Annotated in this window: 22 protein-coding genes; 13 read left to right on the plus strand and 9 right to left on the minus strand. The window is 58.4% G+C overall.

The window, feature by feature from the left end; translation table 11 throughout:
• The first annotated feature begins 101 nt into the window (after nt 1-101).
• Nucleotides 102-842 (plus strand): YebC/PmpR family DNA-binding transcriptional regulator, encoded by a 741-nt coding sequence (locus tag AACS24_RS21205; RefSeq protein WP_005337681.1) that lies wholly within the window; start codon nt 102-104, stop codon nt 840-842.
• A 575-nt stretch (nt 843-1417) separates the two neighbouring features.
• Here AACS24_RS21205 and adhE read toward each other — a convergent pair.
• Nucleotides 1418-4084 carry a bifunctional acetaldehyde-CoA/alcohol dehydrogenase gene (gene adhE / locus AACS24_RS21210; RefSeq protein ID WP_005337680.1) on the minus strand — a complete coding sequence of 889 codons (2667 nt, stop codon included), beginning with the start codon at nt 4082-4084 and terminating at the stop codon, nt 1418-1420.
• Between the two features lie 754 nt (nt 4085-4838).
• On the opposite strand from adhE, the gene AACS24_RS21215 reads away from it, so the two are divergent.
• From AACS24_RS21215 to AACS24_RS21245, 7 genes are all read left to right on the plus strand, one after another.
• Nucleotides 4839-5474, plus strand: a complete 636-nt coding sequence (locus AACS24_RS21215; RefSeq protein ID WP_033114327.1) for a YchE family NAAT transporter — start codon at nt 4839-4841, stop codon at nt 5472-5474.
• 279 nt (nt 5475-5753) lie between these two features.
• Nucleotides 5754-7373, plus strand: a complete 1620-nt coding sequence (locus tag AACS24_RS21220; RefSeq protein ID WP_108571916.1) for an ABC transporter substrate-binding protein — start codon at nt 5754-5756, stop codon at nt 7371-7373.
• Between the two features lie 96 nt (nt 7374-7469).
• A complete protein-coding gene (gene oppB / locus AACS24_RS21225) occupies nt 7470-8390 on the plus strand; it encodes an oligopeptide ABC transporter permease OppB (RefSeq protein WP_033114329.1) in 921 nt (306 codons plus the stop codon).
• 14 nt (nt 8391-8404) lie between these two features.
• Complete coding sequence (gene oppC / locus AACS24_RS21230; RefSeq protein ID WP_041208573.1) at nt 8405-9316, plus strand: oligopeptide ABC transporter permease OppC; 912 nt, start codon at nt 8405-8407, stop codon at nt 9314-9316.
• A 100-nt stretch (nt 9317-9416) separates the two neighbouring features.
• Complete coding sequence (locus tag AACS24_RS21235) at nt 9417-10397, plus strand: ABC transporter ATP-binding protein (protein ID WP_041208572.1); 981 nt, start codon at nt 9417-9419, stop codon at nt 10395-10397.
• Nucleotides 10398-11393: a murein tripeptide/oligopeptide ABC transporter ATP binding protein OppF gene (gene oppF / locus AACS24_RS21240; protein WP_033114332.1), complete on the plus strand. Its 996-nt coding sequence runs from the start codon at nt 10398-10400 to the stop codon at nt 11391-11393.
• A 298-nt stretch (nt 11394-11691) separates the two neighbouring features.
• The gene (locus tag AACS24_RS21245; protein ID WP_108571917.1) at nt 11692-12636 is read left to right on the plus strand and encodes a TerC family protein; all 945 of its coding nucleotides are present in this window, start codon (nt 11692-11694) and stop codon (nt 12634-12636) included.
• A gap of 56 nt (nt 12637-12692) precedes the next feature.
• Here the strand turns inward: AACS24_RS21245 and alr are convergent, their stop codons facing one another.
• Nucleotides 12693-13919 carry an alanine racemase gene (gene alr, locus AACS24_RS21250; RefSeq protein WP_108571918.1) on the minus strand — a complete coding sequence of 409 codons (1227 nt, stop codon included), beginning with the start codon at nt 13917-13919 and terminating at the stop codon, nt 12693-12695.
• Between the two features lie 175 nt (nt 13920-14094).
• On the opposite strand from alr, the gene AACS24_RS21255 reads away from it, so the two are divergent.
• Entirely contained in the window at nt 14095-14544 is a 450-nt protein-coding gene (locus AACS24_RS21255; RefSeq protein WP_108571919.1) for a methyltransferase family protein, read from the plus strand.
• A 65-nt stretch (nt 14545-14609) separates the two neighbouring features.
• Here the strand turns inward: AACS24_RS21255 and tapW are convergent, their stop codons facing one another.
• Nucleotides 14610-15749, minus strand: coding sequence for a type IVa pilus ATPase TapW (gene tapW / locus AACS24_RS21260; protein ID WP_041208567.1), 1140 nt, complete (start codon nt 15747-15749; stop codon nt 14610-14612).
• 59 nt (nt 15750-15808) lie between these two features.
• Nucleotides 15809-16165 (minus strand): DMT family protein, encoded by a 357-nt coding sequence (locus AACS24_RS21265; RefSeq protein WP_005302630.1) that lies wholly within the window; start codon nt 16163-16165, stop codon nt 15809-15811.
• Nucleotides 16166-16277: 112 nt separating this feature from the next.
• Here AACS24_RS21265 and AACS24_RS21270 point away from each other — a divergent pair, with 112 nt between their 5' ends.
• From AACS24_RS21270 to AACS24_RS21280, 3 genes are all read left to right on the plus strand, one after another.
• The gene (locus tag AACS24_RS21270) at nt 16278-17012 is read left to right on the plus strand and encodes a substrate-binding periplasmic protein (RefSeq protein WP_108571920.1); all 735 of its coding nucleotides are present in this window, start codon (nt 16278-16280) and stop codon (nt 17010-17012) included.
• A 102-nt stretch (nt 17013-17114) separates the two neighbouring features.
• The gene (btuC, locus tag AACS24_RS21275) at nt 17115-18122 is read left to right on the plus strand and encodes a vitamin B12 ABC transporter permease BtuC (protein ID WP_108571921.1); all 1008 of its coding nucleotides are present in this window, start codon (nt 17115-17117) and stop codon (nt 18120-18122) included.
• Complete coding sequence (locus tag AACS24_RS21280; RefSeq protein WP_181364259.1) at nt 18109-18894, plus strand: ATP-binding cassette domain-containing protein; 786 nt, start codon at nt 18109-18111, stop codon at nt 18892-18894. The genes btuC and AACS24_RS21280 overlap by 14 nt, the downstream gene beginning before the upstream one ends.
• Before the next feature lie 392 nt (nt 18895-19286).
• On the opposite strand, the gene AACS24_RS21285 is transcribed toward AACS24_RS21280, so the two are convergent.
• Complete coding sequence (locus AACS24_RS21285; RefSeq protein WP_041208564.1) at nt 19287-20351, minus strand: 3-deoxy-7-phosphoheptulonate synthase; 1065 nt, start codon at nt 20349-20351, stop codon at nt 19287-19289.
• Between the two features lie 144 nt (nt 20352-20495).
• Between AACS24_RS21285 and AACS24_RS21290 the strand changes: the two genes are divergently transcribed.
• Nucleotides 20496-20876, plus strand: a complete 381-nt coding sequence (locus AACS24_RS21290; RefSeq protein ID WP_033114340.1) for a diacylglycerol kinase — start codon at nt 20496-20498, stop codon at nt 20874-20876.
• A 119-nt stretch (nt 20877-20995) separates the two neighbouring features.
• Here the strand turns inward: AACS24_RS21290 and serA are convergent, their stop codons facing one another.
• The 4 genes from serA to AACS24_RS21310 form a co-directional block, all read right to left on the minus strand.
• Entirely contained in the window at nt 20996-22228 is a 1233-nt protein-coding gene (gene serA, locus AACS24_RS21295; protein ID WP_181364260.1) for a phosphoglycerate dehydrogenase, read from the minus strand.
• Between the two features lie 208 nt (nt 22229-22436).
• On the minus strand, nt 22437-23090 hold the full coding sequence (gene rpiA, locus AACS24_RS21300; protein ID WP_108571923.1) for a ribose-5-phosphate isomerase RpiA: 654 nt from the start codon (nt 23088-23090) through the stop codon (nt 22437-22439).
• A gap of 161 nt (nt 23091-23251) precedes the next feature.
• Nucleotides 23252-23848 carry a 5-formyltetrahydrofolate cyclo-ligase gene (locus AACS24_RS21305; RefSeq protein ID WP_043849489.1) on the minus strand — a complete coding sequence of 199 codons (597 nt, stop codon included), beginning with the start codon at nt 23846-23848 and terminating at the stop codon, nt 23252-23254.
• A gap of 118 nt (nt 23849-23966) precedes the next feature.
• Complete coding sequence (locus AACS24_RS21310; protein WP_041208560.1) at nt 23967-25292, minus strand: Na+/H+ antiporter NhaC family protein; 1326 nt, start codon at nt 25290-25292, stop codon at nt 23967-23969.
• Between the last annotated feature and the right edge of the window lie 323 nt (nt 25293-25615).

A 25615-nucleotide genomic window follows, 5' to 3' on the forward strand; every position in this document is an offset into this window, starting at 1 on the left:
CCGATACCGGCACCGGAGGCCGCCGCCGTGCGGCCTCTGTGTTTCCCTTGAGTTAGTCATGATCAGTGTTACTGACATTTAAAAAATAACGGAGAGTCTCTATGGCAGGTCACAGTAAATGGGCCAACATCAAACACCGCAAGGCCGCTCAGGACGCCAAGCGTGGCAAGATCTTCACCAAACTGATCCGCGAAATCACTACCTCCGCGCGTCTGGGTGATGCCGATCCGGCCAACAACCCGCGTCTGCGTGCTGCGGTGACTGCCGCCCTGACCAACAACATGACCCGCGACACCATCAACCGTGCCATTCAGCGTGGCGCCGGTGGTGGCGATGGCGAACAGCTCGAGACCATCGTGTACGAAGGTTACGGCCCGGCTGGCTCTGCGGTGATGGTAGAGTGCCTGACCGACAATCGTAACCGTACCGTAGCCGAAGTGCGTCACGCCTTCAGCAAGTGCGGTGGCAACCTGGGCACCGACGGCTCCGTTGCCTATCTGTTCAGCAAGAAAGGTCTGCTGACTTTCGTGGGCGTAGACGAAGATGCCTTGATGGATGCCGCGCTGGAAGCGGGCGCCGATGACGTGGTCACCGAAGAGGATGGCACCATTGAGGTGTACACCACCCCGAACGACTTCGGTACCGTGCTGGATGGTCTTGAAGCTGCCGGCTTCAAGGCCCAGAGCGCCGAAGTGACCATGATCCCCTCCACCGAAGCTGAGCTGGATGCAGAAACTGCACCCAAGCTGATGCGTCTGATCGACATGCTGGAAGATCTGGACGACGTGCAAGAGGTTTACCACAACGGCTCCATCTCCGATGAAGTCGCTGCGACCCTCTGATCGCTGAATTGTGCTCTCCCGATGGCAGCCTGATGGCTGCCATTTTTTTATCTTTGCATCGTGGCAACTGCTGATGTGTCGGTTGCGCAACTGGTGCTGCAACTCTCTTCACTGACAGTCTTTCCCGCTTTCTCTGCGCATTATCATTGCTCTATTCATGCCAGTCGGTTGGCCCTGTACGTACGCCAGTCGGCAGTTCTGCTGCGTTGCGTTAGCGAGGCTCCGCTTATCCTGTTTATCACACCTTTAGCTCTTGAGATGGCGTTGACTGCTCCATCTGCCCGTCAGGGTAATTGCGTTGCGTTGCGTTGCGTTGCGTTGTGCTGCGTTGTGCTGCGTTGAGTTGAGTTGAGTTGCGGGTAGGGGAGAGGAGGTGATGGAGTGTGCTCTTGTTATCACAGGTGGCCCATCAATACAGAGTCACAGGTTGGGATGTCGATAACGGATTGGCTGGGGCGGGTTGGTTGGGAAGTTAGGGGCTGCACTTGCGCAATCGTCAGGGAGATGATGGCTGTGATTAGTAGCAGATAAAAAAGCCCGCGCAGTGCGCGGGCTTGTTATCTCAGGACTGGTTATCAGGCCTTGGATTTCTTCTTGCCTTCAACCTTGGCTTCAACCGGGGCAGCAGTTACCGGAGCGGCTTCGGTGAACGGACGACCGTAGTAGGAGTCAAGCAGAACCTGCTTCAGCTCGCTGATCAGCGGGTAGCGCGGGTTGGCGCCGGTGCACTGGTCATCGAAAGCTTCGATAGCCAGCTGGTCAACCTTGGCCAGGAAGTCAGCTTCAGTCACGCCAGCTTCGCGGATAGAGGCCGGGATACCCAAGGTAGCCTTCAGCTCGTCCAGCCAGGTCAGCAGCTTCTCGATCTTGGCTGCGGTGCGGTCACCGGCAGCAGTCAGACCCAGGTGGTCAGCGACTTCGGCGTAACGACGACGAGCCTGCGGGCGGTCGTACTGGGAGAACGCAGTCTGCTTGGTCGGGTTGTCGTTCGCGTTGTAGCGGATGACGTTGCTGATCAGCAGGGCGTTAGCCAGACCGTGCGGAATGTGGAACTCGGCACCCAGTTTGTGAGCCATGGAGTGGCACACACCCAGGAAGGCGTTGGCGAACGCGATACCGGCGATGGTGGCAGCATTGTGCACCTTCTCACGAGCAACCGGGTCGTTGGCACCGTTCTGGTAGCTGGACGGCAGGTACTCTTTCAGCATTTTCAGGGCTTGCAGCGCCTGGCCGTCGGAGTACTCGTTAGCCAGTACGGAAACATAGGCTTCCATGGCGTGAGTCACGGCATCGATACCACCGAAGGCACACAGGGACTTCGGCATGCCCATGACCAGGTTGGCATCAACGATGGCCATGTTCGGGGTCAGCTCGTAGTCAGCCAGCGGATACTTCTGACCAGACACTTCATCGGTTACTACTGCAAACGGAGTGACTTCAGAGCCGGTACCGGAAGTGGTGGTGATACAGACCAGTTCGGCCTTCACGCCCATTTTCGGGAACTTGTAGATACGCTTGCGGATATCCATGAAGCGCATGGCCAGATCTTCGAACGCAGTGTTCGGGTGCTCGTACATCACCCACATGATCTTGGCTGCATCCATCGGTGAACCACCGCCCAGCGCCAGGATAACGTCCGGTTTGAAGGAGTTGGCCATCTCGGCACCCTTGCGAACCACAGCCAGGGTCGGGTCAGCTTCTACTTCGTAGAACACTTCCACTTCCATATTCTGTGCTTTCAGCAGGCTGACCAGTTCATCGGCGTAGCCGTTGTTGAACAGGAAGCGGTCAGTTACGACCATGGCACGCTTTTTACCTTCCAGGTCGCTCAGAGCGATCGGCAGGGAACCACGACGGAAGTAGATGGATTTCGGAAGTTTGTGCCACAGCATGTTTTCTGCCCGTTTTGCGACTGTCTTCTTGTTGATCAGGTGCTTCGGACCCACGTTTTCGGAGATGGAGTTACCGCTCCAGGAGCCGCAACCCAGGGTCAGGGACGGTGCCATTGCGAAGTTGTACAGGTCACCGATACCGCCTTGGGTAGACGGAGTGTTGATCAGGATACGCGCTGTCTTCATCTTGTCGCCGAAGTACTTGATGCGGTCAGCGTTGCGGTCCTGGTCGGTGTACAGACCTGAGGTGTGGCCGATACCACCGATGTTGACCATGTCACAGGCCATATCAACGGCGTTTTCGAAGCTGCTTGCACGGAACATACCGAGCAGCGGGGACAATTTCTCGTGAGCAAACTCATCCTCTGCACACAGCTTGACGCCTTCACCAATCAGGATCTTGGTATCAGCCGGTACAGTCACGCCTGCCATCTCGGCAATCTTGGTGGCTGGCTGGCCAACGATGTTGGCGTTCAGGGCACCGTTGATCAGGATGACTTTACGTACCTTGTCAGCATCTTCTTTGGAGAGCACATGGCCCTTGTGGGATGCAAAGCGCTCTTTAACCTGGTCGTAGATGGCATCAACAACGATGACTGCCTGCTCGGAAGCACAGACCACGCCGTTATCGAAAGTCTTGGACATCAGGATGGAGGCAACGGCACGCTTCACGTCGGCGGTTTCGTCGATAACGATAGGTACGTTACCGGCACCCACACCAATAGCAGGCTTACCGGAGGAGTAGGCTGCTTTCACCATGCCCGGGCCACCGGTGGCCAGGATCAGGTTGATGTCTTCGTGCTTCATCAGAGCGTTGGAGAGCTCAACAGACGGTTGGTCGATCCAGCCGATGATGTCTTTCGGCGCACCAGCGGCAACAGCGGCATCCAGTACCAGCTTGGCAGCGGTATTGGTGGAGTTCTTGGCGCGGGGGTGCGGGGAGAAGATGATGGCGTTGCGGGTCTTGAGCGCGATCATGGATTTGAAGATCGCAGTGGAGGTCGGGTTGGTGGTCGGAACGATACCACAGATGATACCTACCGGCTCGGCGATGGTGATGGTACCCATCTGATCATCTTCGCTCAGAATGCCGCAGGTCTTCTCGTCTTTGTACTTGTTGTAGATGTATTCGGAGGCGAAGTGGTTCTTGATAACCTTGTCTTCGATGATACCCATACCGGATTCTTCCACGGCCATCTGGGCCAGGGGGATACGGGCGTTGTTGGCGGCCAGGGCGGCGGCACGGAAGATCTTGTCTACCTGCTCTTGAGAGAAGCTGGCGAATTCACGCTGGGCTTCCTTAACGCGGGCGACCAGTGCATCCAGTTCAGCCAAATTGGTTACTGCCATGTTTATCTCCTGATTATTTGAAAACTGTTTAGTAAGACGTTGGCAATGCCCGGCAATTATAGTCGCCCTGTCAAGGCGGTATCGTTGCAACAGCTTTTTCACATGCCTTACTAAATTGCTTTCTGAGTCGATTATAGAGCGGGGCTGACTCAGAAAAACTTGATCTGGATCATGTGTAACAAAAGAACAAAAGAAATTTTATTTCATGATCCATGTTTGATGGATGTTATCGGAATGTGCATCCTGAAGGAAGCAAAGAGGATTGTAAATAGACGGTAATAATCGCTTTGTATCAAATGGTTAAATAAGCTTTAGCCAGTTTGCTGGAAGTGGAACAGGCTCTTCAGGTTATAAAATATGAATGTTGTGGTTACAAAGTCACCATTCAACCTGTCCTAAAACCCCATTTGTTACGAAATTGCATGTTGTTTTAATCCATGACTAATCCAATTGATGGCTGTGACAGCGATCTTTGGGGCGTGGCAGTTAGCCGTTCAATGCCATCTTTGCCATCGCAGCAAAGGCGATAAGCCAGGATATGGGCACATAGACAAGTGTTGGGTGGCAATTGAGCCCTTTTGTGCTGATTAGCACCGGTTTATGCCACGTTGAGGCCATGCATTAGCGAAACTAACTAAAAAACCCTGTAAATGGTGAGATTATTTGATTGGTGCCCGCCCTGGGGATGATGTAAATTTACGCGCGAAATTAATGGACTGGCCCGATGGGCCCTGCACACGTTAGGAAGGCGCCTATGGCAGCAATTGACGTCTCTTTGTACCTGAAGTTTTTTGTCGGTTTGTTCGCAATCATCAACCCCCTGGGTCTGCTGCCAGTTTTTGTCAGCCTGACCAGTCACTACACCCAGGCTGAGCGGATGAAGACCAACACCACCGCCAATATTGCGGTGATGATCATCCTGCTGGTCTCCATGTATATGGGGCAGCTGATCCTGGATGGTTTCGGCATCTCGCTGGCATCGTTCCGTATTGCCGGTGGTTCGCTGATTACCTTGATCGCCTGGTCGATGCTGCAGGGCAAGCTGGGTGAGGTGAAGCACAACAAACAGGAGAAGGGCGAACTGGCGGTGCGTGAATCGATCGCCGTGGTACCGCTGGCACTGCCATTGATGGCAGGCCCGGGCGCCATCTCCTCGGTCATCGTCTATGCCAGCCAGAGCCACTGGCAGCAGCTGCTCGGCATGTCGGTTGTTGTCGTTGTCTTCTCCTTCTGCTCCTGGCTAATTTTCCGCGCCGCGCCGCTGCTCTTCAAAATCATGGGCAATACCGGTATCAACGTGGTGACCCGTATTATGGGTCTTATCATGATGTCGCTCGGTATCGAGATCATGGTGGCGGGTATCAAGGGTGTCTTCCCCAGCCTGATGTGAGCCAGGTCTGTTTTATGAAAGCCGGTCCTCGTGACCGGCTTTTTATTGGTTGCTTTTTGGTCACCGTTTTTTAGAATCGGACGCTTGTTTAAAAAATGAACATGCCGGTGGCATTTTCATTCTGAAAAACAGGCTGGCAGCTGATTTTTTGACCGCAAAGTGATGATTGTCCTGACAATATCTATTGCAATATCGGAATTGGCAGGGAATTATGCTGGGAGCGGGGTCAATGCCCGCCACTTAAATGAACGCATGGAATGTTCTTGTTGGAGTATGGAAATGACTCATAAAAAAACAATTATTAACACATTGCTGATGGCTGCACTGTTTGGTGGCATCAATATGGCACAGGCTGCCGATGTCCCGGCGGGAACCAAGCTGGCTGATGTTCAGCAGCTGGTAAAAGGCAACGGCTCCGAGCCTGCGACCCTTGACCCGCACAAGACCGAAGGAACGGTCGAATCCAATATCCTGCGCGACCTGTTTGAAGGTCTCGTTGCCTCCGGTCCCAAAGGCGAGATCCTGCCTGCGGTAGCTGAATCCTGGGAAACCAAGGACAACAAACACTACATCTTCCACCTGCGTAAAGATGCCAAGTGGTCCAACGGTGATCCGGTCACTGCCCACGACTTCGAATTTGCATTCAAACGCGCAGTCGATCCGAAAACCGCCTCTCCTTACTCCTGGTATCTGGAGATCCCGACCATCATCAACGCTTCCGAGATCATTGCCGGCAAGAAACCAGCCGACACTCTGGGCGTAAAAGCGGTGGACGACTACACCTTCGAGGTGCAGCTCGAGAAAGCCATCCCTTACTTTGTCAGCATGCTCTCCCACACCACCACCTACCCGGTACCCAAGAAGGTGATCGAGAAGTTTGGTGACAAGTGGACCCAGCCCGGCAACATGGTATCCAACGGTGCCTATCAGCTGAAAGATTGGGTCGTGAACGAGCGGGTTGATGTGGTTCGCAACCCCAACTACTGGAACAACGGCAAGACAGTGATCGACAAGGTGACCTACCTGCCGATCCAGTCCACCAACTCCGATCTGAACCGCTATCTGGCCGGCGAAGTGGACATGACTTACCAGATGCCCATCGAGCGCTTCAAGCAGATGAAGAAAGAGAAGCCGGATGAGCTGAAGGTGACTGGCTACGTTGGTACCTACTACTACCAGTACAACTTCAAGAAGAAGCCGTTTGATGACGTACGTGTGCGTACTGCGCTCTCCTATGCCATCGATCGTAACGTGATTGCCGACAAGGTGATGGGTCAGGGCCAGACACCGGGTTACACCCTGGTGCCGGACTTTGTGGATGGCTTCAAGCCGGTGGCTCCGGAATGGTCGAAGATGACCCAGGCCGAGCGCGATGCCAAGGCAAAAGAGCTGCTGAAAGAGGCCGGTTTCGATGCCAGCAAGCCGCTGAAGTTCGAGCTGCTCTACAACACCGACGACAACCACAAGAAAGTAGCGGTCGCCGTTGCTTCCATGTGGAAGAAGCTGGGCGTGCAGGTGAGCCTGGTCAACCAGGAGTGGAAAACCTATCTGGAGACCAAGAAGCAGGGTCAGTTTGATGTAGGTCGTGCCGGCTGGATTGCCGACTACAACGAAGCCTCTTCCATGCTGGATCTGATGCAGACCACCCACGGCAATAACGACGGCAAATACTCCAATCCGGAGTTTGACAAGCTGATGGACTCGTCTCGCGATCAGGTTGATGTGGCTGCCCGCAACAAGCTCTATGTTCAGGCCGAAGAGATCCTGGCCAAGGACATGCCGATTGCCCCCATCTACCAGTACGTGACTGCCCGTATGGTGAAACCCTATGTAGGCGGCTACCCGGCCAACCCGCTGGATAACCTCTACAGCAAAGACATGTACATCATCGCTCACTGATTTTCGTTACAAGTCGCATAACAAGCAGGCCCGCCGGACGGCGGGCCTTTATTACAACCGCGACCCTTTGGAAGCAGTACAGGACAGGAATTGTCTATGTTGAAATTCATTTTTAAACGTCTACTGGAAGCGATCCCGACTCTGCTGGTCTTGATCACCGTCTCCTTCTTCATGATGCGTTTCGCCCCGGGTAACCCCTTTAGCAGCGAGCGCTCGCTCCCCCCCGAAGTAATGGCCAACATCGAAGCCAAATATGGCCTCGACAAGCCGATCGGGATGCAATATCTCACCTATCTGGGCAACCTTGTGCAGGGTGATCTCGGCCCCTCCTTCAAGTACAAGGACTTTACCGTCAACGATCTGGTGAGCCAGGCTCTGCCGGTTTCCGCCAAGATCGGTACCTTCGCCTTTATTTTTGCCGTAACGCTGGGGGTCACTTTCGGCACCATAGCGGCGCTGAAACAGAACACGATCATCGACTATTTGTTGATGTCGTCGGCCATGGCCGGGGTGGTGATCCCGGGCTTTGTGCTGGCGCCCTTGCTGGTGCTTATCTTCAGTATCCATCTTGGCTGGTTGCCGGCCGGAGGCTGGCAGGGTGGTGGCGTACAGTTCATGGTGCTGCCGGTGTTCGGCATGATGATGTACTACATCTCCGCCATCTCGCGGATCATGCGTGGCAGCATGATCGAGACCATGAACTCCAACTTCATCCGCACCGCCCGCGCCAAGGGGCTGCCGCTGCGCCATATCATCCTGAAGCACGCGCTGCGTCCGGCCATGCTGCCGGTGGTCTCCTATCTTGGCCCGGCCTTTGTCGGCATCATCACCGGCTCCGTGGTGATCGAAACCATCTTCGGTCTGCCGGGGATCGGTCAGCTGTTCGTCAACGGTGCCCTTAACCGTGATTACTCCATGGTACTGGGTCTGACCATTCTGGTCGGCGCCCTCACCATCACCTTTAACGCTGTGGTCGATATTCTCTATGCCTTTATCGATCCCAAGATCCGTTACTAATTCGGGAGTGCATCATGGTTGTTTCAACAGAAAAACGCGAAGCCGTCGAGGCGTTCGCGCAGAAAGTGGAAGTGGTGGAGGGGCGCTCCCTGTGGAAGGATGCCCGTCGCCGTTTCCTGCGCAACAAGGCGGCGCTCACCAGCCTGATCATCCTGACCATCATCGGTCTGGCGGTCATTGTTGGGCCGCACCTCTCCCAGTACACCTTTGACGATCCCGACTGGGGTGCCATGCAGAGTGCGCCGGACATCGAAGCGGGTCACTACTTCGGTACCGACAGTCTGGGCCGCGATCTGTTTGTGCGAACCCTGCTGGGTGGCCGCATCTCGCTGATGGTCGGCATCATGGGGGCCATGGTGGCCGTCATTATCGGCACCCTCTATGGCGCCGCCTCCGGCTTTATCGGCGGGCGGGTCGACAGCCTGATGATGCGGGTACTGGAGATCCTCAACGCCTTCCCCTTCATGTTCTTTGTCATCATGCTGGTCACCTTCTTTGGCCGCAATCTGGCGCTCATCTTTATCGCCATCGGGGCGGTGAGCTGGCTCGACATGGCGCGGATCGTGCGTGGCCAGACTTTGAGCCTCAAGAGCAAGGAGTTCATCGAGGCGGCCCACGTCTGCGGTGTCTCCAAGTGGAAGATCATCACCCGTCACATCGTACCCAACGTACTGGGGATCGTGGCGGTCTACGCCACCCTGCTGGTGCCCGGGATGATCATGTTCGAATCCTTCCTGAGCTTCCTTGGCCTGGGCGTGCAAGAGCCCATGACCAGCTGGGGCGCTCTGCTGGATGAAGGCTCCAAGTCGATGGAAGTGGCCATCTGGCAACTCCTGTTCCCCGCCGGTTTCATGGTGGTGACCCTGTTCTGTTTCAACTTCCTCGGGGATGGTCTGCGTGACGCCCTCGATCCGAAGGATCGCTAATCAAGGCGGCAAGTGGCTGCCCGCAAGAGCGCGGCCACGCATCGCTGACAGCGAATCGGATCGACAGGAAAACGTCACGAAAGATCGATAAGGAGTTTTTATGAAATTACTGGATGTAAAAGATCTGCGGGTCGAGTTCAAGACCCCGGATGGCAATGTGGTGGCGGTCAACGACCTCAACTTTTCTCTCTCCGCCGGTGAAACTCTGGGGATCGTCGGCGAGTCCGGTTCCGGCAAATCCCAAACCGCGTTTGCCATCATGGGATTGCTGGCCAAGAACGGCGTGATCACCGGTTCCGCCAAATTTCAGGGCGAAGAGATCCTCAATCTCCCTGAGTCCAAGCTCAACAAGATCCGCTCCGAGAAGATCGCCATGATCTTCCAGGACCCCATGACCTCGCTCAACCCCTACATGAAGGTGCAGGATCAGCTGATGGAAGTGCTGATGCTGCACAAGGGGATGAACAAGGCTGCGGCGTTCGAGGAGTCGGTGCGTATGCTCGATGCGGTGAAGATCCCTGAAGCGCGCAAGCGGATGGGGATGTACCCCCACGAGTTCTCCGGCGGTATGCGCCAGCGGGTGATGATCGCCATGGCACTGCTCTGCCGGCCGCAACTGCTGATCGCTGATGAGCCGACCACCGCGCTCGACGTGACCGTACAGGCCCAGATCATGACCCTGATGAACGAGCTCAAGCGCGAGTTCAACACCGCCATCATCATGATCACCCATGACCTTGGCGTGGTCGCCGGTATCTGCAACAAGGTGCTGGTGATGTATGCCGGTCGTACCATGGAGTACGGCAAGGTGGACGATATCTTCTATCGCCCGAGCCACCCCTATACCGAAGGTTTGCTGCGCGCCATTCCCCGTCTCGATACCGAAGGGGAAGTGCTGCCCACCATCCCGGGCAATCCGCCCAACCTGCTGCGTCTGCCCACCGGCTGCCCTTTCCAGGAGCGTTGCCACCGGGTGAGCGAGATTTGCGGCCAGCAGTCGCCAATCCTGACGCCGTTCAACGACGGCCGAGAGCGTGCCTGCCACTGGGTATCGGATGCCATGAATAAGGGGGCCAACTAAATGGGTGCCGAGAAGAAATTGCTGTTGGAAGTGTCTGACCTCAAGGTGCACTTCAGTATCAAGAGTGGCAAGGCGTGGCCATGGGCCAAGCCGTCCGATTTGAAGGCGGTCGATGGTGTTACCCTGCGTCTCTACGAAGGGGAAACCCTCGGGGTGGTGGGTGAATCCGGTTGCGGCAAATCTACCTTTGCCCGCGCCATCATCGGCCTGGTGCCGGCGACAGCGGGCAAGGTGGTGTGGCTGGGTGATGATCTTACCAAGCTCGACCAGAATGCCCTGCGCGAGAAGCGTAAAGAGATCCAGATGATTTTCCAGGATCCGCTGGCCTCCCTCAACCCGCGTATGACCATAGGTGACATCATTGCCGAGCCGCTCATCACCTTCTATCCCAACCTGCCGCGGGAAGAGGTGAAGGAGAAGGTGCGGGCCATGATGAGCAAGGTGGGGCTGTTGCCCAACCTGGTCAACCGTTACCCGCACGAGTTCTCTGGCGGCCAGTGCCAGCGGATCGGTATCGCCCGGGCGCTGATCCTCGAGCCCAAGATGATCATCTGCGATGAGCCGGTGTCGGCGCTCGACGTCTCTATCCAGGCTCAGGTGGTCAACCTGCTCAAGTCGCTGCAAAAGGAGATGGGGCTGTCGCTCATCTTCATCGCCCACGACCTGTCGGTGGTCAAACACATCTCCGATCGGGTGCTGGTGATGTATCTGGGCAATGCCGTTGAGCTGGGGACCCGCAAGGAGATCTTTGCCAATCCGTTGCATCCCTATACCAAGGCGTTGATGTCGGCGGTGCCGATCCCTGATCCGGAGCTGGAGCGCAACAAGGTGATCCAGATCCTGGAAGGGGACTTGCCATCGCCGATGAATCCGCCATCAGGTTGCGTGTTCCGCACCCGCTGCCCGGTGGCTGGCCCCGAGTGTGCCAAGACCCGCCCTGTGCTGGAGGGAAACTTCGATCACGCCGTCTCTTGCCTCAAGGTCGACCCGCTCTGATGGCGATGTGTTGAACCTGTTTACGGGGCACCTTGGTGGTGCCCCGATTAATTTTGGCCACAGATGAAGATGTCTCTTGGCGTTATATTTTTCCGCTGTTAATATCCGCGCAACAAGGGGAGTAACTTCTCGCCGGTTTGTCGTCATTACGGTGCATCCATTGAGGTGTACCCGGCAGCCGGGCAGTCGATGAAAATGGGCTGTAAGTGAGACCTTGCCGAGAGGCAAGGTGTATCTGCTCTAAACGCAAACCCACGCCTCTCGGACGTGGGTTTTGTCGTTTTTGGGAGAGGTGAACATGGGTGAATGGTGGATGTGGACCGGTTTCTTCAGCATAGTGCTGGTCCTGTTGTGGATAGACATACGCTTTGTCGGTGGCGGCAAGTCACACAAGGTGTCTCTCAAAGAAGCGGGTGTCTGGTCCCTTATCTGGATCAGTGTGGCCCTGCTCTTCAACCTGGCTATCTGGCTCTGGCTGGATCACAGCGCTGGCCGTGAAATTGCCAACCAGAAGGGGCTGGAGTTCCTCACCGGCTATCTCATCGAGAAAGCGCTGGCGGTGGACAACGTCTTCGTCTGGCTGATGCTGTTCGGTTACTTTGCCATTCCGGCCGAGCTGCAGCGCCGGGTGCTGCTCTACGGGGTACTGGGTGCCATCGTGATGCGGGCCGGTATGGTGTTTGCGGGTAGCTGGCTTATCGAGCAGTTCCACTGGATCCTCTACCTGTTCGGCGCCTTCCTGCTGCTGACCGGTGCCAAGATGCTGTGGGCGGCCGACAAGGAGCCTGACTTGGCCAACAACCCGCTGCTGGGCTGGATGCGTCGTCGCTTCAAGGTGACCGAGACCCTGGAGGGGGAGAACTTCTTCGTCTGGCGTGACGGTGTGCGCTATGCCACCCCCTTGCTGCTGATCCTGGTGCTGGTAGAGGTGAGCGACCTTATCTTTGCGGTAGACAGCATCCCGGCCATCTTCGCGGTGACCACGGATCCCTTTATCGTGCTCACCTCCAACATCTTCGCCATCATGGGTCTGCGTGCCATGTACTTCCTGCTGGCGGGGGTTGCCGAGCGTTTTGCCCTGCTCAAGTACGGTCTGGCGCTGATCCTGATGTTTATCGGGGTCAAGATGCTGCTGCTGGATATCTTCAAGATCCCGACCGGCATCGCATTGGGCGTGGTCGCGCTGATCCTGCTGGCTTCCATGGGGTTGAGCCTCTGGGTGACCCGCAAGAAAACGGCATAATTGGCAAACAAGCAAAAGGGCTCCCGCGGGAGCCCTTTTTTATAGCAAAGATCTGCTTAGCGCTTGATCTTCTTGGGGTTGGTGTAGCCCCAGATGGTGTACATGTCCGCCAGCAGGGCGCCGTTGTACTCCTCCAGATCCGCCTGCTTCACCTCGGCATTTCCCTGGTGGCCAAACAGCACCACCTCGTCACCGGGTTTCACCCCTTTCAGGTCGGTCACATCCACCATGATGGTGTTCATGGAGGTCTTGCCGACCACCGGCATCTTCTGGCCCTGGATCAGCACATAGGCTTTGTTGCTCAGTGACCGGCGATAGCCATCGGAGTAACCGAGTGGCAGGTTGGCGAGCCAGGAGTCGCGCTTGAGGGTGAAGGTGCGGTCATAACCGACGGTGTTACCGGCCGGGTAGTGGTTGACGGAGGCAACCTGGGTTTTGAACGCCATCACCCGCTTGTACTCGGTGTAGGAGGGGATGGAATCACCGTAGAGCAGGCCGCCCGGGCGCACCATGTCGAAGTAGGCGTCCGGTACTTCAAGTGTCGCGAAGGAGTTGGCGGCGTGGATGGTGATCTTGTTGCGATCCAGCTTGCCCGCTTCCAGCAGCCACTGGGAGTCCAGCTTGAACTGGGCCAGACCCATTTTGACGTCCTCTTTCTCCTCCACCGGGAAGTGGGTCATGATGCCGACCGGGGTGATCCCCTTGAGCTTGAGCATGGCCAGCGCATCCTGCTTGGAGTCGGCCAGCCGCAGATCGATGCCGTTGCGGCTCATGCCGGCGGAGTTGAGGGCGATATGCACCGGAATGGTGGTGTGGTGGCGCTGGGCGATATCGGCAATGCCCTGGGCACTGACCAGACTGCCGATAAGCTCCTCCATCTTGTAGGGCAACGCTTGCTCGACCTCATCCGGTGTGGCAGCTCGCACCCGCATCAGACGGCCGGTGAAGCCCTTCTCGCGGGCGACACGGGCCTCCTCATTGCTGGCGATGCCGATGCAGGGGATGCCGGCTTTGACCACCGAGGGGACCAGCAGGTCGATGCCGTGGCCGTAGGCGTCCGCCTTCATGATGGCGCAGATCTTCGGCCCCTTGTCACCGAGGCGATCCTTGAGGGTCTGGATATTGTGCTCGAAGGCGCCGAGATCGACTTCCAGCCAGGCATTGCTGGCGGTCTGGACTTCGCCGTTGCGGTGATCGCTGGCCAGCGGCAGGTAAGGGGCCGCGATGGCCTGACCGGCCAGCAGGCCCAGGATCAGAGTGGCCAGCAGTGTCTTCTTGTGCATGGTGGTTCCTTTTTGTTGTTCGCGTGAGGATAGTGTGGGTCGAGTTGGTCACATTGGCTGTAGTTCAACGTCAACTTGTTGTTATTATTATGATCTTTGTCACTCTCGGCAGACTTGGACAAGCGATTGAGTCTACCGCAGGCGTGGTTGTTCCGACACTTTTCAGGGGAAAAAAATGGTCAATATGGAGTTGCGCCTGCCACCGCCACTGGTGTTTGTCTGTTGTGCTGCAGCCATGTGGTGGGTAAGGGGAGAGGCACACCCCGGGATGGGAATGTGGGGCCTCATCGCCCTTTTGTTTGTTGCGGGGGCCATCATGGGCTTTGGCGCCCTGTTTCGCTTTAGGCATCACAAGACCACCGTCAGCCCCACCCGGCCGCATGAAACCCGTCATCTGGTTACCGGCGGCGTCTATCGCATCAGCCGCAATCCCATGTATCTGGGGCTGTTCTGCTGGCTGGCCGCCTGGGGCTGCTATCTCGGGGGCGTCTGGGTCTGGGCTGGTCCGGCACTGCTGGCGCTCTGGCTGACCCGTTTCCAGATCATGCCGGAGGAGCGGCTGCTCCGTGCCCGATTCGGCGAAGAGTATGCTCGCTATTGCCAGCAGGTGCGGCGCTGGTGTTAAGGCGGTGAGTGGAGCAGGGGAGAGGTTGCCGGCACAACAGAAGCTGTGCCGGCAGATAAACGGGGTTAGAAATGGTCGCCCTTCTCGTCCTTGGTCGGCTCCAGACTCCAGCCGGTGGCATCGCTGCTGCTGGCGATCTGTCCCTTCTCTTTCCATAGCTTGATCTTGAGGCGCAGGTTGTTGGCCGAGTCGGCGTTCTTGACCGCCTCCTCCTCGTCGATCACCCCTTCCACCACCAGATCGAACAGGGCGCTGTCGAAGGTGACCATGCCGAGTGCCTTGGATTTCTCCATCACCTCCTTGAGGCCGCCAAACTCGCCGCGTTTGATCATGTCGCGGATGGTGTGGGTGCCCAGCATGATCTCCACCGCCGCGCGGCGGCCGCCATCGGTAGTTTTCACCAGCCGCTGGGAGACAAAGGCCTTGAGGTTGTTGCCAAGGTCGTTGAGCAGCTGGGGGCGGCGTTCTTCCGGGAAGAAGTTGATGATGCGGTCCAACGCCTGGTTGGCGTTGTTGGCGTGCAGGGTGGAGATGGCGAGGTGGCCGGTTTCGGAGAAGGCCAGCGCATGCTCCATGGTCTCGCGGTCGCGAATTTCCCCGATAAGGATGACGTCCGGCGCCTGACGCAGGGTGTTTTTCAGGGCGGCGTGGAAGCTGCGGGTATCCACGCCAACCTCCCGCTGATTGATGATGCTCTTGCGATGGCGATGGACGAACTCCACCGGATCTTCGATGGTGATGATGTGGCCGCCGCTGTTGCGGTTGCGATGGTCGATAAGGGCCGCCAGCGAGGTCGATTTACCCGAGCCGGTGCCGCCAACGAACAGTACCAGGCCGCGCTTCTCCATGATGGTGTCGAGCAGCACGGGGGGCAGTTTCAGATCTTCGAAGCGGGGGATCTCGGTCTTGATGTTGCGTGCCACCAGCGACACTTCGTTGCGCTGCTTGAAGATGTTGATCCGGAAACGGCCGATCTGCGGCAGCGAGATGGCGAGGTTCATCTCCAGCTCGCGCTCGAACTGCTCCTTCTGCTCCTTGTCCATGATGGCCTCGGCAATGGCCGCCACATCGCCCGGGTTGAGCGGCGTCTCATTCAGGGGGCGCAGTACCCCGTTGAATTTGGCGCAGGGCGGAGCGCCGGTCGACAGATAGAGGTCTGAGCCATCCTGTTTGGCCAGGGTCTGTAACATGTCTCGCAATTCCATGGTTTTGCCTCGTCTATCAAGCAGATGCCATTACTTCGAATGTCATTGAGTGTACAGCGTCAGGCGCCGGTCAGTTTCTCGCGGAAGACAAAAAAGACGGCGCCCAGAATGCAGAGCCCGGCCCACAGGTAGTCCCATTTCAGATCTTCTTTCAGATAGAAGATGGAGAAGGGGACGAACACGGTGAGGGTGATCACCTCCTGCAGGATCTTGAGCTGCCCTACGGAGAGCACGGTGTGGCCGATGCGGTTGGCGGGTACCTGCAGCAGGTATTCGAACAGGGCGATGCCCCAACTCACCAGAGCGGCGATGATCCAGGGTTTGTGATTCATGCTTTTGAGGTGGGCGTACCAGGCGAAGGTCATGAAGACGTTGCTGCACAGCAGCAGACCGATACTGGTGAAAATCGGGTTCATTGGGTTCTCCTCGCAAATTCGGCGCATTTTATCCCTGAACCGGTTGTTTTCATACGCGGTAGGGCAGGGTATTTTTAAGCTATCAGGATGAGCCGTGCGAGGTTGGTGCGGAATGGGCAAGTTACACAGGATTGTGCTGTTACTGTTGTTTGCTGCCGGGTGGGTCAATGCGATGCCGACGCTGACGGTCGCGACCGATGTCTGGCCCCCTTTTCGCATTTTGCAGCCGGATGGTCAGCTGCAGGGGATTGATATCGAGATCCTGCACCGGCTGGAGCAAGAGAGCGGCATCCGGCTGCAGGTGAAACGGATGCCCTGGGGGCGGGCGCTCAAACAGATGCAGACCGGACAGGTTGACCTGATGATTGGGCTGGCCCATACCCCGGAGCGGGCACAATTTATCGATTATCTGCAACCGGCCTACTACCAGTGTTGGCCCGCCTTCTATGGCAAGCGGGAGCAGGTGGCCCGGCTCGAGCAATACAGCCATCTGCTGGGAGTCAAGGTGGGATTCGTGCTTAACTCCGCCTACTTTGAACCGTTTGACAGCGATACCCGACTCGACAAGCACGGGGTCGCTACCGAGGATCAGCTGCTGCGGATGGTGCAGCGCGGCCACCTGCCGCTGATGATTGGCACCGACTGTCAGGTTGATTACGCCCTGAGCCGCGAGCCGGCCCTTGCCTTGGCCAAAGCCCCTTACCGGCCAGCTCGTCCCATCACCCTGTATCTCGGGATGAGCAAGCGCTCACCCTATCAGGATCTCAAGGTGCCGTTGGCGAAGGCGCTGCAAAAGCTGGTGGTAAACGGCGAGATCCAGCAAATCGCCAGACCCTATCAGCCTTGACCTCGGGTAGCACGGCGCTGTTATCATTCCCCCTCTCGATTCTCCTCTGCGGCCAAAGTGGCCAGCCGGGGGAGAAACCCTCTTTCGTTGCGGGGAACCGGCTTGTATCTCTCACTTGTTGCGCGCCAGCAGCGCTGGCAGCGGCGTTGGCTGCTTGGCCTCTTGCTGCTGACCCTGCTGCTTTTTCTCTTCTCACTCGCGTGGGGGGAATTCGTGCTGCTCCCCTGGCAGCCGCTGGGGGAGCTTGAGCAGCGCATTTTGCTGGAGCTGCGCTTGCCGCGCGCTTTACTGGCCCTTTTGGCTGGCGCTGCGCTCGCCTGTGGTGGCGCCGTGCTGCAGGTGATGCTGCACAATCCGGTAGCCGAACCCGGACTGCTTGGCGTCTCGAGCGGAGCAGGGCTGGCCGCCATGGTGGCGATGGCGGTGGCCAAATCCCTCGGGCTCTATCTGCCCGGCTGGGGGCTGTCGCTGGCAGCCTTTGGTGGCGCCCTGCTGGTGACCATGCTGCTCATTCGATTGGCGCGGCGCGCTCGGCTCGGCCATGCCAGATTGCTGCTGTTTGGCGTCGCTATCGGCATTCTCACCAATGCCGCCATGACCTGGCTGCTCTATTTCGCCGACGACAGCTCGCTGCGTGAGTTCATGTTCTGGATGATGGGTAGCCTCTCTTATGGCAGCCAGCAGCTTGGCTGGTGGTGGCTGCTGTTGCCGCTCACCCTGCTCTGGCTCTGCCGCCAGGGCAAGGTGTTGCAACAGCTGCTGCTGGGGGAGACCCAGGCCCGCCTGATGGGGATGGATGTTGACAAGATGCGGGTGCGGCTGGTGCTGGCGGTCTGCCTGCTCACCGGGTTGGCGGTGTCGCTGTGCGGGGTTATCGGTTTTGTCGGGCTGGTGGTGCCCCATCTGCTGCGGCTCTGTGGCGGTAGCGATCAGCGTTTCCTGCTGCCAGCCTCGGCGCTCGGCGGTGGGGCCCTGCTGCTGGCCGCCGATCTGGTGGCACGCTCTGCCTTGAATGCCGGCGAGCTGCCCATCGGCGTTATCACCGCCTCGGTCGGTGCGCCGCTCTTTATCTATCTGCTGCTGAGACAAGATGCCCATGCCGCCTCGTGATGAACTGCGCCCAAGCCTTCCCCTGCTGGCCGCGCAGGGGCTCACCGTCGCCAACCGACTCGCCCCCCTCGATATCGTCTGGCAGGACGGCCAGCTGGTGGCCCTGCTCGGCCCCAACGGCAGTGGCAAATCGACCCTGCTTGGTGCCCTGGCCGGCATCTTGCCGGCTGGCGGGAGTGTGCAGATCGGTGGCGAGCCGATCGCGGCGCTGAGCTGGCCGGAGCTGGCGCAGCGGCGCGCCATGTTGCCCCAGCGCCAACCCCAGCTGTTTCATATCCCGGTGTTTCAGGTGCTGAGTCTGGGGCTCGATCAGGGGGTTGCGCCTGCCAAACAGAACGAGGCGATCAAGGCGCTGTGCGAGGCGCTGGAGCTGGAAGCGCTGCTTGCCCGCGACTTCAGTCGGCTGTCGGGGGGCGAGCAGCAGCGGGTGCTGATTGCCCGCACCCTGCTGCAGGTGTGGCCGAGCCTCAACCCGACCGGCAAGGCGCTACTGCTGGATGAGCCGCTGGCAGGGCTCGACCTGCATCATCAGCTGGCGCTGTTGCGCTTGCTGAAGAAGCTGGCCGGGCAGGGACTGCTGGTGGTGCTCGCCATCCACGATATCAATCTGGCCATCGACTGGGCAGACCGCATTCTCTGCCTGCAACAGGGCAGCGTGGTGCGTGAGGGGGGCGTCGAGCTGGTGGATGAGGCGCTGCTGGAGCAGGTGTTCCAGATCCGCACCGACCGCATCGAAGCGGCGGGGCGGGTCTGGTTTATGCCCACGCTGTAAGTGACGGAGGCGCCGACACCGGCGCCTCGGTGCCTGTATTGCCCGCTGCAGGGGCTCCCTGCTTCACGATTTGCCACCTTATACCGGTTGCTAACCCATCTCCCTGATCGGAGGGTGCTCTCTGGGTGCCCGTTGCGACCAATCGTGAGCAGCCTGAGCGGTCAATGGCTCGGTATAAGTAAAAGTTTGGTCATCTAGGGAAAATCCATAAATTCAATTTATGCCCATCGTGTTGGTAGCGAGTCGGCCGTTTGCAGGCGGTGGCGGGCCCTGTGAGTGGGTTGCCCGATCTGACGGGAGGGATTGTGCGAATGGATAAGGGTGGCCAGGCAAAAAAAGAAGGGCCGGATATCACGGATATCCGGCCCTTTGTGTATCTCGGGTAACGCGGGTTAGCGCGCCAGCTTGCTCAGGCGTACCTGCGCGGCTTCTGCCAGCATGGTCAGCAGGGTTTCCGTGTCGCTCCACGACAGGCAGGCATCGGTGATGCTCTGGCCAAAGGTCGCGGCGCAGCCGTTCTCCACATCCTGCCGCCCTTCCACCAGGAAGCTCTCGGCCATGATACCGGCGATGCCGGTGCGGCCGCGGCGCAGCTGATCGCAGATATCCTGTGCCACCAGCAGCTGACGGCGGTGATCCTTCATGCTGTTGCCGTGGCTGAAATCGACTACCAGCCGCTCCGGCAGGCCCACATCGGCCAGCGCTTCGCACGCTTCGTCGATGCTGGCGGTGTCGTAGTTGGGGCGGTGGCCGCCACGTAGGATCACATGACCAAAGGGGTTGCCGGCGGTGCGGTAGATGGTCATCTTGCCGTCCTTGTCCGGGGAGTAAAAGATGTGGCTGTGGCGGGCTGCGCGCACCGCATCGATGGCGATGCGGGTGTTGCCGTCGGTGCCGTTCTTGAAGCCGACCGGGCAGGAGAGGGCTGAGGCCATCTCGCGGTGTACCTGGGATTCGGTGGTACGCGCGCCGATGGCGCCCCAGGTGATGAGGTCGGCAATATACTGGCCGGTCACCATGTCGAGGAACTCGGTGGCGGTGGGCATGCCGAGCTCATTGATATCGACCAGCAGCTTGCGCGCCAGTTTCAGCCCTTCGTTGACATCGAAGCTGCCATCGAGGCGCGGATCGTTGATGAGCCCTTTCCAGCCGACGATGGTGCGCGGCTTTTCGAAATAGGTGCGCATCACGATGCAGAGGCTCTCTTTATACTGCTCGCGCAGGGCGTTGAGGCGCTGGGCATATTCGCGGGCGGCCGCAGGATCGTGTATGGAGCAGGGGCCGACAATGACCAGCAGGCGCTGATCTTCTCCGGCCAGAATGGCCTCCACTTCGCGACGGGCATCCAGCAGATTCTGGGCAACGGTGTCGGTGATCGGAAACGCGTGGGCAAGCTCGCTCGGAGTGATCAGTGACTCCAGGCGACGGGTGCGCAATTCATCTGTGTGAATGGACATACAACTCAAGTCTCGAGTGGGTGGTGTCAGCCGCAGGGGGCGAAAATGCAAAGGGATAAAATAAAGCAAAAGTCCACCGATTGAAACCTTGGGGGGCTCTGATAGGATGTGAAGCCAAAATCGATTCCAAATGAGGTAGATAGCGTGGCAAAGCCAGGGGCAACCGGGGTCACCCGCATCATCAATGCAGCCGGTTACAGCATGAAAGGACTCAGGTCAGCCTGGATCAACGAGGCGGCGTTTCGGCAGGAGCTGATGCTGATCCTGCTGTTGATGCCGCTGGCCTTCTGGATTGGCGACTCCCTCAACCAGATCCTGCTGCTCATCATCATCAGCTGGCTGGTGGTGATCGTCGAGGTGCTCAACTCCGCCGTCGAGGCGGTGGTCGATCGCATCGGCCCCGAGCATCACGAGCTCTCCGGCCGCGCCAAAGATCTCGGCTCTGCCGCCGTCTTTATCGCGCTGGCTCTCAATGCGCTGGTGTGGGGGGCGCTGGTGGGGCGCAATCTGTTGGGATTGTGGTAGAGCACATATCTTGTCCCCCTTCTCCCGCGAGGGGAGAAGGGAGCGAACACGATTTAGGCTCTGCAACATAAAAAAGCCCGTCATCACGACGGGCTTTTTACTGCGCAGATAAGGGCTTATCAGTGGAGGATGCGGGCACGGATAGTGCCGTTGATCTCCTTGAGCTTGGCGAGCGCCTTCTCGCTGTGCTCGGTCTCCACGTCGATCACCACGTAGCCGATATGGCTGCTGGTCTGCAGGTATTGACCGGCGATGTTGATCCCCTCTTCGGCGAAGATCTGGTTGATCTGGTTCATCACGCCCGGCTGGTTGCGGTGAATGTGCAGCAGGCGGCTGGAGCCCTTGTGGCCCGGCAGCGACACTTCCGGGAAGTTGACTGCAGAGAGGGTGGAGCCGTTGTCGGAGTATTTGACCAGCTTGTTGGCCACTTCCAGCCCGATGTTCTCCTGCGCTTCATGGGTGGTGCCACCGATGTGCGGGGTCAGGATCACGTTCTCCAGGCCACGCAGCGGGCTTTGGAACTCCTCGTCATTGGACTTGGGCTCGACCGGGAAGACGTCGATGGCGGCGCCGGCAATATGGCCGCTCTTGATGACGTCAGCCAGCGCGTCGATATCCACCACGGTACCGCGGGCGGCGTTGATGAAGATGGCGCCCGGTTTCATCATCCGCAGCTGCTCGGCACCGATCATGTTCTTGGTGGAGGAGGTTTCCGGCACGTGCAGGCTGATGACGTCAGACATATTGAGCAGCTCGACCATGCTCGGCACCTGAATGGCGTTACCCAGCGAGAGCTTGTTCTCGATGTCGTAGTAGTAGACCTTCATGCCGATGCTCTCGGCGATGATGCCAAGCTGGGTGCCGATATGGCCGTAGCCGATGATGCCGAGCTTCTTGCCGCGCGCTTCCACCGAGCGGTTGGCCAGCTTCTCCCATACTCCGCGATGGCACTTGGCGTTCTTCTCGGGGATGCCGCGCAGCAGCAGCAGGATCTCGCCCAGAACCAGCTCGGCGACCGAGCGGGTGTTGGAGAAGGGGGCGTTGAAAACCGGAATGCCGCGGATCTGGGCCGCTTCCAGCTCGACCTGATTGGTACCGATGCAGAAGCAGCCGATGGCGACCAGCTTGCTGGCGGCGTCGAGCACCTTCTCGGTGATCTGGGTGCGCGAGCGCAGCCCGATGAAATGCACGTCACGGATCTGCTCGATCAGCTCCTCTTCGGAGAGCGAGGTCTTGAGATACTCCACACTGGTGTAACCTGCGGCACGAAAGGTCTCTACGGTGTTGGGGTGAACCCCCTCCAGCAGCAGTACCTTGATTTTATCCTTGTCCAATGAAAACTTGGCGGTCATGACGATCCCTCTGTATGTGCAAACGTAAGTGCAGATTTGGTGTGCGAAGAAAACCGTAAAGTAGCAAAAACGTTTGGGAGAGGGAATATTTGTGACGAAAGTCAAATTCTTTGAAGTTATCAACGATTGTTGTAAACGGAGCTTTGCAACTTGTTGAGGAATAAATAAAAACGGCGCCATGAGGCGCCGTCTTGCATCCACGGGGGGATTACTGGATAACCACGCCTTCCGGGGTGCCGATCACCACCACGTCTGCGCCACGGTGGGCGAACAGGCCGTTGGTGACCACGCCAACGATGGCGTTGAGCTGTACTTCCAGCCCTTTGGCGTCGGTAATGGCCATATCCTTCACATCCAGGATGTGGTTGCCGTTGTCGGTCACCACGCCTTCACGCCAGACCGGGTTGCCGCCCAGCTTCTTGATCTCGCGGGCGACGTATTCGCGGGCCATGGGGATCACCTCGACCGGCAGCGGGAACTGGCCCAGCACGTCGACGGTTTTGGTGTTGTCGATGATGCAGATGAACTTGTCGGCCACGGCGGCGACAATTTTCTCGCGGGTCAGGGCTGCGCCGCCGCCCTTGATCATGTCGCGGGTGCCGTTGATCTCGTCGGCGCCATCCACGTAGACGGAGAGGGCGTCGATCTCGTTGAGATCATACACGGTGATGCCGAAGCCCTTGAGGCGTTCGGTAGAGGCCACGGAGCTGGATACCGCCCCCTTGATCTCGTCCTTCATGGTCGCCAGCGCGTCGATAAAGTGGTTGACGGTAGAGCCGGTGCCCACCCCGACGATGGTGCCGGGAACCACATACTTGAGCGCAGCCCAACCGGCCGCCTTCTTCATTTCATCTTGAGTCATGATCGTTCCTTAAGAAAAAAGCGGGCGCATTATATCCAACCCCGTAGCCCGTCGCGACCATGTTGCTCACGTTCCGGGGCAAAAAGGGGCAGGAAGTAAATCGTTTGCCTGTTTATTCTGCGTTTGCGCGCACAAAGCCGGGTCAGCTGGCCCAAAACAGCCTATTCAAAGCGCCAGCAACGGCTCGGGGTGATGATCTGCGGCAGCGGCACATCCCACACTTCCTGCGGTACCGCATCCACCTGTTGACAGTCGTGGGCAATCCCCAACGGCTTGGGGCCCATCCTGTGCTCATGCCAGATGGCGAGGGTACGATCGTAGTAGCCGCCCCCCATGCCGAGGCGATTGCCGTCGCCATCGAAAGCGACCAGCGGGGTGCAGATGAGATCCAGCGTGCTATGGGGCACCACCTGCTGCATATCCAGCTCGGGCTCTTCGATGCCGTAGCGATTGCGCACCATGGGGCTGGTGGCGGTGTAGCGCAAGAAGAGCAGGTGACCGGGGGTAAAGGGGTGGAGCACCGGCAGATAGACCTCTTTCTGCTGGGCCCACAGCCAGTGGATGGCGGGTAGGGGGTTGATCTCCCCGTCATTGGCCAGATAGAGGGCAATGCGCTTGGCGGCGAGGATCTCGGGGTGCTGTTTGAACTGGCTCAGCAGCTGTTGGGCTGCCTGTTGCTGTTCGAGCGGGCTAAGGCTCTTTCTGCGTTGACGTACCAGTTGGCGAAGAGATTGACGTTCGGGCTGGGACTCTTGCATGGGGAACCTCCGGGCTGACTGCAATGGACGGCAGGGCGTACATGGCCCTTACCTTAACATATTCTCTCGTGGGGACGGGGTGAAAAGCGGGTACCGACGAGGGCCGGTACCCACAGGATCAACGCTGGCGCATCTGGTGTTTGACAAAGACGGCGACCAGCGCGGCCAGTGCCAGCGCCATCGGGTAGAAGCTCATGCTCACTACCGCCAGCGGTGACAGGGCGAAGATGGAGCCCAGCAGCAGCGCCTGTGCCCCCCAGGGGATGAGACCCTGGATCACGCAGGAGAAGATATCCAGCATGGAGGCGGCGCGGCGCGGGGTGACGCCGTGATGTTCGGCCAGATCGCGGGCGACCTTGCTCGCAACGATAATGGCGACGGTATTGTTGGCGGTGCAGAGGTTGGTGAGGCTCACAACTCCGGCGATGCCGAGCTCGGCCGCTTTCTCGTTCTGCTCGCCATGGTGGCTGCGGGTAAAGCGGGCAATCAGGGCGCCGATGCGATCGCTTATCCAGGCCAGTCCACCCTGACGCTCCATCAGGGCGCCGAGGCCACCGATGAGCATGGAGAGCAGGAAGATCTCCTGCATGCCGGTAAAGCCCTGATAGATATCCTTGCTGAACTGGCCGATGGCGTAGCCATTGATCATGCCGACGGCGCCAGCGGCGACAATGCCGATCCCCAGCACCACGAACACGTTCATGCCAGAGAGCGCCAGACCGAGGATCAGCAGGTAGGGCATCACCTTGAGCAGGTCAACTGCCCCGGCCTTGGCGGGCGCCGCGCCGACGGAGCCGAGCGCCAGATAGAGCAGGATCACCGCAATGGCGGCAGGGGCGGCAATCTTGAAGTTCTCGCGGAACTTGTCCTTCATCTCGCATCCCTGGCTGCGGGTCGCCGCGATGGTGGTGTCGGAGATGATGGAGAGGTTGTCGCCAAACATGGCGCCGGAGAGGATGGTGCCTGCCATCAGCACAGGATCAATACCGGCCGCCTGCGCCACGCCGAGGGCCACCGGCGCCACGGCACCTATGGTGCCCATGGAGGTACCCATGGCAGTGGCGATAAAGGCGGAGATGAGGAACAACCCGGGCAGCAGGGCCCAGCCGGGGATAAGCGACAGACCGAGCGCCACGGTGGCGTCAACGCCGCCGGTGGCCTTTGCCACGCTGGCAAAGGCGCCCGCCAGCAGATAGATAAGGCACATCGCCATGATGTTGCTGTGGCCGACCCCTTTGAAGAAGGTCTCCAGATTGCTGTTGAAGCCCTCTTTGCCCAGCAGCAGGGCCAGCATCACGGCAGGCAGGGCGGCAACAGGGGCGGGCAGTTGATAGAAGGCGAACTCGACCCCTTGCAGGGTCAGCCAGGTACCGGTACCGATGAAGAGTGCGAGAAAGACCAGTAGCGGCAGCAAGGCCCTGGCACTGGGTTGGGTCTGGATCATGTGTTCCTCTGAAATTGAACAATGACCTCCTGTCGTGAACTGCTTTGTGCCTTTATCGGGTCGGGATAGGGGAAAACAGCGCAGGCATCCTGCCGCATCGGGGGGCCCACAGTAGTGAGTCAACCCTGCCCGGTCAAGATAGACGTCCAGATGGATAAGGTTTTTTATCGGTCGATTTGGTTGTTCTGATTAAATCCGTTAAATATTCGGATTTAAAAGAAAAGTCTGTCTATTTGTCGGTGCCGTCAGCTGGCGCACGGCGGGCTTTTCAAAGCAGACGCAGGCTGGTAAAACGGTCTCTTTCCATAATAAAGAGATGAGAG

This window comes from Aeromonas sp. HMWF016, from assembly GCF_963878195.1.
GTDB lineage: Bacteria > Pseudomonadota > Gammaproteobacteria > Enterobacterales > Aeromonadaceae > Aeromonas > Aeromonas lacus.